Source organism: Cupriavidus sp. SIMBA_020 (assembly GCF_046535395.1).
Taxonomy (GTDB): Bacteria; Pseudomonadota; Gammaproteobacteria; order Burkholderiales; family Burkholderiaceae; genus Cupriavidus; species Cupriavidus campinensis.
Genome location: NZ_JAWRWU010000281.1, coordinates 1 through 312, shown reverse-complemented (window position 1 = coordinate 312; position 312 = coordinate 1). Strand labels below are relative to the sequence as shown.

At 61.5% G+C, this 312-nt stretch carries 1 pseudogene; it reads right to left on the bottom strand.

What is annotated here, in order from left to right:
• Positions 1 to 222 precede the first annotated feature (222 nt).
• Positions 223 to 312: pseudogene (locus SB751_RS29210) on the bottom strand (CsbD family protein); the annotation flags it as partial.

Genomic DNA, 312 nt, shown 5'->3' with positions numbered 1-312 from the left:
GAACATCGAGAGTATTTTTTCGGGTGTCATGGGCGTCTCCTGCTTATTGTTGGATGCGCCAAGTCTAAAGGCGACGCGCGGCGCGCGAAACGTCCGCGGCGCGGACACCGGGTTACTCCCAGGCGAGATCGACCGCGCCGCCGAAGTCCCGCCCCCAAGGCCCGGCCTCGAAAAAAGAAAGGCGCCGAAGCGCCTTCCCGTCGAGCTGCATGCCAACGTGAATTACGGCCTATTGCGTTTTGCGTCGTCCTTGGCGTCTTCATTTGCATCGCCGTACGCCTTCTGGACCTTGCCGGCGCCTTGCTGCATACC